The organism is Mesorhizobium sp. B3-1-6 (assembly GCF_006439555.1).
GTDB lineage: Bacteria > Pseudomonadota > Alphaproteobacteria > Rhizobiales > Rhizobiaceae > Mesorhizobium.
Window position 1 is genome coordinate 1 of record NZ_VFTM01000065.1, and the last position, 9,274, is coordinate 9,274.

Below are 9,274 nucleotides of genomic sequence, written 5' to 3' on the forward strand. Positions count from 1 at the left end.
AAATTGACGAACTCCTGCCCTGGGCCTACGTCGCCGCTCCCGAGTTTAAGGCCGTGGCCTGAGAACACCGCTTACGAAAGAGCTGCGCGAGGTAATTGGGAATGTCATGATCGACGAGGTTCGCAGTGAGAAACGTGGAAGCCGAGAATTCATGCAGGCCTAGCTCTCGCCTACGGACCGGTGAGATGCGGGTTGTGTGGCAGGATATTAGGGCGGCGGCAACTCGGCCTCAGACTATAACCGCGCCTCGTCCAAAAGTTTCGCGAGAAGGCTCACGAAGGCGATGAACTCCAAGGCGCGTTCGGCATCATCGTTGATGAAGCCGTGCGCGCGTGGGTTTCGCAGGCCCGAGACTGCGCCACTGAATAGCTGCATAAAGCCCTTCTGTTCGTCCTTGTCACTCTGGTCGTGAAGCCCGTTGAACTTCAACACTGGATTAGACGGGCTGAATGTCCGCTCCATCAACGTCGTGCCGTCGAACTCAAGTCCGCTTCGGAAACGCACCAAGCCATTGAGTGCCTTTACCGCGGCCTCAACAGCGTTAGCATAGTGGCCGTCTCGGTAGAGCTTGTTCGCTACGCGAGCGATTTCCGGATGAAGATCGAGACCTCCGTAGGCACGAACAGTCCTTTCGATACTATTCTCGCCTTGATCGCCTATCCGTTCTTCAAAAATTTCCATAATCGAATTCAGCGTGGCGATGCATCTCCGAACATTACCGTCTACCACATCGATATTTCCCCTAAGGGAAGTGTCCATCCCCGAGAAGTAAATTGAAAATGAAGGTTGAAATGTCTCGACGCTATGTTCCGAATATTCGAGCGTGTCTGATCCAAAAACGTCTCGGAGCGTCGAATTAAGCTTGGTTGAAAGGGCATCAAGGACATTGCCTCCGTCCTTTTCCGTCAAGCCGGAAACGTTCAGCGAAGTCAGCTCATCAAGTCGCTTTTTCAGCTTCGGAAGAGCTGCACGGATCTGGGCATCTGATAGGTTAGCTGAACGTAAAGTTGGTTCCGGCCGACGAGCCATCCTATTCCCTTTTAAAATCGTAGTGGACGTAAGAACTGTCTGACAAACAAAGCTAGCGCGATTTTTTCGAAGCCTTCTTTACCGGCTTCGTACTCGGCTTCCGCCCAAGGCCCGACGCCTTAGCCAGCGCTGATCTCTGAGCGGCGTAGTTCGGCGCCACCATCGGATAATCGGCCTTCAATCCCCATTTGACGCGGTATTCGTCCGGCGTCAGACCATGATCGGTCGCCAGGTGCCGCTTCAGCGATTTGAATTTCTTCCCATCCTCGAGGCAGATGAGATAGTCGGGAAATACCGAGCGCTTGGGATTGACCGCAGGATCCTGTTTGGGCTGTTCGGCCGATACTGGATGGCCGACGCCAGACAGGGACGAATGTACTGAGGCAATCAAGTCCGGAAGACCGGCGGCGGGGAGGGGGTTGTTGCTAACGTATGCAGAGACGATGTCTGCGGTGAGGCTGATCATCTCGTTGTCGGATTCTGTTCGGTCGATCACCTTCTAACTCCCTGCTGCACTTCGTTCGTATAAGGAATATCAGCCAAAACAAGAATAACACACTATCAAGATGGATTCTGGCGGGCGCCTCAGTCAGCGTACGCCCCAAATTGCGGCCATGACGACTAGCATTGTGCCAATCCAATAGAGGCCCCGGAACCACCACGCGTTCACTCGTTCCGTAAGGCTGGCGCCGCTCCAAGTTTGTATTTCCCACCCTTTTAATGCAAGTGTCGCCCAAAGAAGGATTGCGGTTCCTAAGGAAGCAGCAGTCGCCAGCGCAAACGTTCCGGGTTGGAAAAAATACGTCGTCGCACAGCCAAATATAGCTCCGACAAAGGTAGCAGAAATTCCCCAAGCAAACGAATACGCGAAAGCTCGTCTAACGGACCAAATGCCAGCTGGCTTCGATGGTACTTTGTCGGAATTGCGGATGACATTGTCTTGCCGCTCAAGCTCTTCGAAGCGGGCAGGGGCAAAAATAGCTAGCCACGACAACTTAACAATGCGCCAAGGGGATGCCGGCGTTGGTGTGGTTGATGCCAATGCTTCTCATCCTATTCGCAAGGTCGGCGATATTGTATGCGGAACGTCAGCGAAATCTCTCTAAATCCGTCCGCTGATCCGTTCTTTCTACCATTTGCGACTGCCAATCAAGCGGGGCCTGGCCCTCACTGCCCGCCGCCTCTAATCTCGCCTGGCCAAGCGCACACCAGGGCCTCCGCCGTTTTCTGCTATGAATTCGATTCCTGCCGCCTCAAAGGCGGTACGAACCGCTTGAAGCGTTTTGGGTTTGAGGCGGTCGCCTTGTTCCAGACGTGTAATCGTTTGCGTGGCAACCTTCGCTGCTTCGGCCAATTCACGCACTCCCCAGCCAAGCGCCGCCCTCGCCATCCTGCACTGGACAGAATGTATTTCATCACAGGGTGATGATTTATGTTGCCCGTCCACGTTCCGACCTGTAGTCTATTAACGCACAAAAGACGGCCGGGAAGGTGCTCGAACACCCACTCCGGCCTGACCACAACCTAAGCTTCAGGGAGCTCGGATCATGGCTGATTCCGACAATAGCACGACTTTGTCTTTCGTCACTCGGCGGCGCTTGCTGGCGGGCACGGCGACGGCCGTGCTGGCATGGCCGTTCCAGGTAAAGTCGCGGGCCGCCGAAGTGAGGGGCGGTAGCGGCGCCCCCGATCCGGCGCTGGTTTTGTGTGAGAACTGGGAGGATTACCACGAAGAAACACTGGCGCTGTGCCGCGAGCAGCAAAGGCTGGAGACACATCTCGCTAGGACGGTCGGCTTTCCCTGCGCCAAGGTACGGCTTGCCGATGGTACGGAATTAACGCTCCATTCCATGGAAGGCCTGAACGATGCCTACTCTCCCGAAATTGAATTCGAATGGGGCAGGGCGGTTGCCGAATTCGGGGCACACCAGGCGCGTTGGGATGCTGCCGATGCTGAGATCGGCTATTCGAGAGTCGACGAACTGATAAGGCAATCCGAAACAGCGGAAGGCGTACTTCTTGATAAACTACCGCAGACAGCGGCTACCTCCATCGAGGGCATTTTGGCTAAGCTCCTCGTTATCCTGCATGACGGCGAGCATTGGGAGCGTCCCGACGATTTCCCCTGGCCGCATATCCGCTCGGTGCTGGATGACCTCGTCCGCCACCATAAATATCGGGCCGGCGATCATCGCCAGACTGATCGGGCAGCCGCTAATTGATGACCCTTATATGGGTGGTGAGGAAGCAGTCTGCTTCGAAGAAGGCCGGATCGGTGGCCGCCCGTCACGGCCGCGGCCACTTCGCTGGGACGCTTGATGTGCAAGCCCGAAGGGCGACCACGATCCGGCGCGGGCTCGGAAAACAGAGCGGCCAGGTGTGTGCGGTTCGCTCCAAAATTGCCTTGCCTGGGTAACCCATCTTGATGGGCGCGAGGCAGACTATCGTTTCCTGGTTTGGCGCGTTCGCTCGCCTCGGCGGCGCTCCTAATGGACATGGGCTCAAGCCATAGCCCCCGCCGTAACCGCTGCGTCTCGATGAAGACCAGGTTTCCGCACAGTTGCATCACCCTGATCACAACTTGTCGCCCTCGTCTTGCGGACGCCACGAAACGGGATTGGTGATCCAGCGATTGATGTCGGATTCATGCCAGCCTGCACCGTGGACACTGATTTGGATCTGGCGCGGGAAGGTGCCTTCGGCGATCTTGCGATAGATCGTAGACCGGGACAGACCGGTCCGGGACAGGACGGTTTTCAGGCGGATGATCCGGTCTGGTTCAGGCATGGTCGCACTGCCTCTCGCTGGCTGGTTCTGATTGCTCCTGATCCAGAGACGACAGACACTTACGGGCGCAAGAGGGTTTTACGGGTCGTCTTGCCCCGGCGTGGAAACGGCGGCGAATCGGACGTATTCAGATTCCAATGCCACGGCCTCTGCCGATGCCGTGGCTGAATGCGAGTTCCGTCGCGAGGCTACGGCCGGAATCGGTATGAATGCCAAGATCGCGTTTGCGATTGGCAAGGAGGGATTCCAGTTGAGGATCGCGTTCGAGGCTTTTGGCCATGTCGGACATAGCCGAGCGGGTTGACTTGTAACTGGACATGTCGCCGGCCTGGTATTGGTCCTGGCTTGTCCGGTGGAGCCTCTGCCAGCGTTCAACGAAAAGCTCGGCCCGGCGGCTTGGATCAGTGTCAAGTCCGGTGCGAATGTCCGTCTCAAGCTGGAGAGCAAGCACGATCCGGTTGACCCGGCCGACCCCCGCTTCACGAACCAGCTCGGGATTCTTGACATAGGCCGCTTCGGCATCGCGCCAGCCATGCGGCCGAACCTTCTCGAAAGCGCTGCGGGCATCTCTCAGTTCGCGCATCTGCTCGGGACTGCCATGCCCATCCGCGTTTCCAGTGCTAAGGATCGCATCGATCGCGCGCGCGTGACGAACAAGTGCCTTCGTGCGAGCGCTCCGCAACGCCGCTTCCTGGTCCGCCGACGCATCCGTTTCGCGCGACAATCGCCTTGCGGAGGCTTCTCTTTCAGGCGCACAGCCGGCGTCTCCAATTTGCGAGCCACCATCTTCCCTTCCCGGCCTGTGCTCTCGTTCCCGGCCGGGCTCGGCGTCTCCGGGCGAGCGCAACCCGTCTAACAGCCCGCCGATCCTGTCGCGCAGCTTCTCCGGAACGATACGGCGCACGATCTCGACCACACGCTCGCGGAACGTGATGCCACGCCGCTCCGCATAAGACTGCGCCGGATCGGCTTGCTCATAGTCAGTAGCCATGTCCTTGGCGCGGTCACGTGACAGCGTAAGGACGAGCCGGTCCCGCGTTGCAAAGTCATCTCCCCCGAAATGCAGCTCCATGCCGTCGCGGTGTCGTGACAGCGAGACATAGCTGCCATGCGCATCCATGCCCGGCGTCGCGAGCACATGCGTGCGATCGACCGTCATGCCCTGAGCCTTATGAATGGTCGCGGCATAGCCGTGGTCAATGTGGGCATAGTCTTTCAGATCGAAGCGCACCGACCTGCCGTCGTCGGTGCGCACGGCCATGCTCTGTGTGCTGACCTCTTCGATCACACCAAGCGTGCCGTTCTTGACGCCGAGCGAGCGCTCGTTGCATAGGAACATGACGCGGTCGCCGCTTGCGAAGTTCCGTGCACCGCGTTCCACATCCACCTGAACATCGTCGCCGAGATCGCCGGCAGCGCGCATGCGCTCACGCGCCGCCTGGTTGAGCGCGCGCACTTCATCGTTCGTGTGGGTGAGAATGATCCGGCTTGTCTCTGGCTCTGCCTGCCTGTCGCGGTCCCAGCGCTCGACCAGATCGCTGCGCGCCTCGTCGCGCGAAGCAGCCTGGTGCACCATGCCTTGTGCGTCATAGACGTCGATCGCAGCGCCGATCCTGCCGGTTGCAAGATCGCGCGTGGCGTCGCGCTGCCAGTCCTCGCGCTGCCGGCGCACTTGACCTATTTCGACGCCGCCATGACGCTCATGAACCGAACGGAACGCAGCGCCGGCTTCGATCGCCTGCAACTGCTGCGGATCACCAACCAGGACGACCTTTGCGCCAATCTCGGCCGCATGGGAGAGCACGCGCTCCAACTGGCGCGTGCCGACCATGCCCGCTTCATCGATCACCAGGACATCGCGCGCGGTGAGCAGATCGCGGCCCTGTCCCCAGCCATGTTCCATGCTGGCGATGGTGCGAGACGAAATCCCCGACCCACTTTCGAGATTCTCGGCCGCAATCCCGGAAAGTGCCGCGCCTCGAACCTCATAACCCGCGGCTGCCCATGCCTGGCGCGCAACGCCGAGCATGGCGCTCTTGCCGGTTCCGGCAAAGCCAACGACCACGCCAAGACCGCGGCCATCCGTGATGTGATCCAGTGCATCGGTCTGCTCGCCTGAAAGGACAAGCCCGCGTTGCGCTGCCCGCGCCACAGCTGCCTCGCGGTGTGCGTCACGCACTGCATGACGCTCCTGGCCAGCCATGCGCTCCGCCGCGCGATGCAGGCGCTGTTCGGTCTCGATCATCTGCCGCGTGGTGAAGCGATCGTCTCCGCGCCCGTCCTTTCCGAGTTCGACCAGATCAGGCGCGCTGCCGATGGCTGCCATGACCGCGTTGAACTGCTCCATGCCGTCGCTGTGGCGATGCGAGAACTTCGCAATGTCCTTTCGGGAAAAGGTCGATTGCTGATGCGTGATGGCATCCAGCGCCACGGATGGATCGGCAATGATGTGCGCCCCATTATTGCGCGCGATCTCGCGATGCAGTTCGGCGCGATCTGCTTCAATGCCGACAGCGTCAGGGCCGGTGCCCTCAATGCGTTGAGCTGGGGCACCAATCTGCGTTTGCGGCTCAAGCGCAATGCCCTGCGCTTCCAGACTGCGATGATCGATGCGGGCGTCAATGTCGAGTTCGGCAAGCCGCTCATTGGCAAACTCCGCCCATCGCTCGCGCCAGCGCGCGACCATCTCGGTGCTGTTCCAGTCTCGCACTTTCGGACCAAAACCGCTTTTATCCACGGACCGCATGGTGAGCATGACATGGGCGTGCGGCTTGGGACTGCCATCCTCTGCCCTGTCCCAATGCACATTGAGATCGGCGACCATGCCTCGGCTGACAAACTCGGCCTGCACAAAGTCGCGCGCCAGTTCGATGCCTTGCGTCTGGTTCAGTTCGCGCGGCAGGGCAAACTCCACCTCGCGCGCCAGCTGTGCATCCTTGCGGACCTCGAAGGCTTCAACATCGTTCCACAGCCGTTCGCGGTCGAGCCAGGCTTCCGGCGCATTCTCCGGCAGCAGAACTTCGGAATGGACCACACCGCGCTTGGCGGAGAAGTCATGCGTGCGATCGATCCGCTCGTCACGCAGCCGCGAGGCCGAGCGGTAGGCGGCCGACGCCACGGCACTGCTCCCAGCCTTGCGGCCAATGACCTTGACGTGAAGATGATAGATCGCCATCGCAACAGGATCATTTGCACGTCAAAGCGTACGTCGGCACGACGCATAAGCGCGCCCTCCCTCGAAAAAATCTCGGCAGCGACCTGCCCGTCCCGGGCCGTCCCGGCAACCTTACAGCATTGTGCCGGATGCTCAACTATCATCACTGCGTCAACAGCTTACGGAGACCATGATGCGCAAGCCACGAGACTTTGACGCGGAACTGAAGGTGCTCGAAGACAAGGCGCGGGAGCTCAAGAACCGCAAGGTGCAGCAGCTTGGTGAACTGGTCATCGCCACCGGGGCCGATGCGCTCAGTGCTGAGGAATTGGCGGGCGCGCTGATGGTGCTGGGCGAAACAAAAGATACCGGAAAGAGGGAGGCGTGGGCCAAACGGGGGGCCACGTTCTTTCAAAGACGGTTGCGGCGATCTGCACCGGCAACTGACCGCGACGCTGACGGGGCTCCAGCACAATCGTACAGAACGCAACCGGCATCAGGCGACACGAGCGAGGCATGACATGCGCTCCTGGCAGGTCGAGCGCCGTAAGCGAACGCGGCATCTGATCGAACTGGGCGGCCTCGTCATCAAGGCAGGGATTGTCGACCTAACCGGCGATGATCGCGCCACCATCCTCGGGGCTCTGCTTTGGATGGCCGAGAAGCTCAAAAGCGCTGAGGGTGAGCAATCACGCGAGCTATGGGCGGCAAAGGGGAAGCAGGCGTTCGAGGCGTATGCGAACTATCAGAGGCTGAACACGCTGCGTTCCGCTTGTGAACGCTAAAATGCTCAGACAAATGACTACTCCCCGTTCTAGCGCATCACAGATACAAGCGTGCCGAAAGGCATCACGCAATGTTGAGAATCTATGAGCGACCGGCGCGGCCATTGACCTCGGTCATGTGAAGGCTAGACGGACAAGACGCACCGAACTTCGGCGATTGAGGCTCCTTTCCCGCTTGCTGAAAGCAAACTTCGCCGTCGGCGAAATTGAGATCTGCGGCTGGTCGAATCGAGATTTTGCGACGTCGTGAGACAAAGGCTTAGCGATGGTGCGACTAAACGGGCCTTCGCTTGCCGTGATCAGGATAATGGGCAGAGAGTCTGATGCCGGCATGCTCATCGCTTCGGGGCTAGAGAGCCCCCTCAACTGATGGCCTCTCCAGCTTAGGGGATGAGGGGGGATACCTCCACTACAGCACTGTTACCGAAATCGTTTGCCGGCAGAATTCGTCTCGTTTCAGCCGTGCTACGAGGTTCGTGTTAGGCGCCGCACCGAGCGCCGCAGTGAGCATCTGGCCCCGAATTCTATAGGCGTCTTGCCAGGTCGGGCCTTGGGAAAAGGTGTGCTAGCACTGCCACGCTGAGTTGGTGCACGGCAATCTGTGGCGCTTCAGCGTGAGTCTGTGCGGCAGATTCTCGTATGGACACAGTTCTTCAGACCCTTTTCGCACCCCGGATCCTGCTAGGCCGACGTTCGTCGTAGCGACTTTATTTTTGTAATCTCCTTGAGTCGGGCGATTGTTTATGACAAACTTAAATGCAACTGCTTGGGCTTCTCGAGGGGCGAGTATACATGGGCTGGCCAGAATGTTGGGCTGTCCGAAGTCGGACAGCTCTGCTCTCGATCTTTTGTCTATTCCTATCTTCTATTGATCATTCCGCTTTGGCGGAAGCTTCATCAAAAGCGTTTTGGGGTGGTCGGTTGAACATTTCCCGCTTTGATTGCACTTCTGCCGGATTTGATGAAATTTTCATCGCAGGGCGGGTGGACATTGTCGCTGGTGCGAATGATCAGGACATCATAATATCATGTCCTATCATTAGATTTGGTGAGCGCGCATCAATTTTTACGAACGCTAACTTGGCGATTGTTGCGTCCAAGAAGTTGGCTGGGAAAGCCACGCTTGTCGCTGACGCCCATCCCGCTAGTGTTGAAGCTTTCTCATTTGCCGCCAGTCAGCCCGGCGCAAACGGCGCTAGTGCATACAAGGTTGCAGTAGTCGTAGGTGGGGTGGATCCTGACACAAGTATTGAAGTCGATGCTCGTGGCGAGGACGGAAGAAGCGGTGTCCCGGGCGCTCCTGGCAAACCTGGTCGCGACGGCAAGAATGGACGCGCCGGCAGGAATGGGAAGGATGGAAACGTCTTCATTAAGCCAACGCTTGGCTTTCCCGGTCAGATTGGCGGCAACGCCTCGAACGGAAAGCAGGGCTCTATGGGCGGGAAGGGCGGTGATGGCGGCAATGGCGGCACCGTTTATGTCCTGCTTCTGGATTCAGACGCTGCGGCCAGTACATCGA

General features: G+C 58.8%; 8 protein-coding genes and 1 pseudogene. 4 read left to right on the top strand and 5 right to left on the bottom strand.

What is annotated here, in order from left to right:
- Window positions 1-234: 234 nt before the first annotated feature.
- The 3 genes from FJ414_RS31055 to FJ414_RS31065 all read right to left on the bottom strand — a co-directional run bounded on the left by FJ414_RS31055 (window position 235) and on the right by FJ414_RS31065 (window position 2,440).
- Window positions 235-1,029: a TIGR02391 family protein gene (locus tag FJ414_RS31055; protein WP_140648161.1), complete on the bottom strand. Its 795-nt coding sequence runs from the start codon at window positions 1,027-1,029 to the stop codon at window positions 235-237.
- 52 nt (window positions 1,030-1,081) lie between these two features.
- A complete protein-coding gene (locus FJ414_RS31060; protein WP_140648169.1) occupies window positions 1,082-1,495 on the bottom strand; it encodes a MucR family transcriptional regulator in 414 nt (137 codons plus the stop codon).
- A 717-nt stretch (window positions 1,496-2,212) separates the two neighbouring features.
- Window positions 2,213-2,440, bottom strand: a complete 228-nt coding sequence (locus tag FJ414_RS31065; protein WP_246672547.1) for a helix-turn-helix transcriptional regulator — start codon at window positions 2,438-2,440, stop codon at window positions 2,213-2,215.
- 136 nt (window positions 2,441-2,576) lie between these two features.
- Between FJ414_RS31065 and FJ414_RS31070 the strand changes: the two genes are divergently transcribed.
- A complete protein-coding gene (locus FJ414_RS31070; protein WP_140648163.1) occupies window positions 2,577-3,251 on the top strand; it encodes a hypothetical protein in 675 nt (224 codons plus the stop codon).
- A gap of 352 nt (window positions 3,252-3,603) precedes the next feature.
- Here FJ414_RS31070 and FJ414_RS31075 read toward each other — a convergent pair whose 3' ends face one another.
- Together FJ414_RS31075 and traA are read right to left on the bottom strand one after the other, a co-directional pair.
- Window positions 3,604-3,816, bottom strand: coding sequence for an AlpA family phage regulatory protein (locus tag FJ414_RS31075; RefSeq protein ID WP_140648164.1), 213 nt, complete (start codon window positions 3,814-3,816; stop codon window positions 3,604-3,606).
- Window positions 3,817-3,943: 127 nt separating this feature from the next.
- Window positions 3,944-6,991 carry a Ti-type conjugative transfer relaxase TraA gene (gene traA / locus FJ414_RS31080; RefSeq protein WP_140648165.1) on the bottom strand — a complete coding sequence of 1,016 codons (3,048 nt, stop codon included), beginning with the start codon at window positions 6,989-6,991 and terminating at the stop codon, window positions 3,944-3,946.
- Window positions 6,992-7,163: 172 nt separating this feature from the next.
- On the opposite strand from traA, the gene FJ414_RS31085 reads away from it, so the two are divergent.
- The 3 genes and pseudogenes from FJ414_RS31085 to FJ414_RS31095 all read left to right on the top strand — a co-directional run.
- The gene (locus FJ414_RS31085; protein WP_181181763.1) at window positions 7,164-7,490 is read left to right on the top strand and encodes a conjugal transfer protein TraD; all 327 of its coding nucleotides are present in this window, start codon (window positions 7,164-7,166) and stop codon (window positions 7,488-7,490) included.
- 1 nt (window position 7,491) lies between these two features.
- Window positions 7,492-7,755 carry a conjugal transfer protein TraD gene (locus FJ414_RS31090; RefSeq protein ID WP_140648167.1) on the top strand — a complete coding sequence of 88 codons (264 nt, stop codon included), beginning with the start codon at window positions 7,492-7,494 and terminating at the stop codon, window positions 7,753-7,755.
- A 792-nt stretch (window positions 7,756-8,547) separates the two neighbouring features.
- Window positions 8,548-9,274, top strand: a pseudogene (locus FJ414_RS31095) (collagen-like protein); the annotation flags it as partial.

What these genes read in the sequence shown, in the direction of transcription:
- traA (WP_140648165.1), bottom strand. Translation starts at nt 6,991, where the DNA reads ATGGCGATCTATCATCTTCACGTCAAGGTCATTGGCCGCAAGGCTGGG.
- FJ414_RS31075 (WP_140648164.1), bottom strand. Translation starts at nt 3,816, where the DNA reads ATGCCTGAACCAGACCGGATCATCCGCCTGAAAACCGTCCTGTCCCGG.
- FJ414_RS31055 (WP_140648161.1), bottom strand. Translation starts at nt 1,029, where the DNA reads ATGGCTCGTCGGCCGGAACCAACTTTACGTTCAGCTAACCTATCAGAT.
- FJ414_RS31085 (WP_181181763.1), top strand. Translation starts at nt 7,164, where the DNA reads ATGCGCAAGCCACGAGACTTTGACGCGGAACTGAAGGTGCTCGAAGAC.
- FJ414_RS31090 (WP_140648167.1), top strand. Translation starts at nt 7,492, where the DNA reads ATGCGCTCCTGGCAGGTCGAGCGCCGTAAGCGAACGCGGCATCTGATC.
- FJ414_RS31070 (WP_140648163.1), top strand. Translation starts at nt 2,577, where the DNA reads ATGGCTGATTCCGACAATAGCACGACTTTGTCTTTCGTCACTCGGCGG.
- FJ414_RS31060 (WP_140648169.1), bottom strand. Translation starts at nt 1,495, where the DNA reads ATGATCAGCCTCACCGCAGACATCGTCTCTGCATACGTTAGCAACAAC.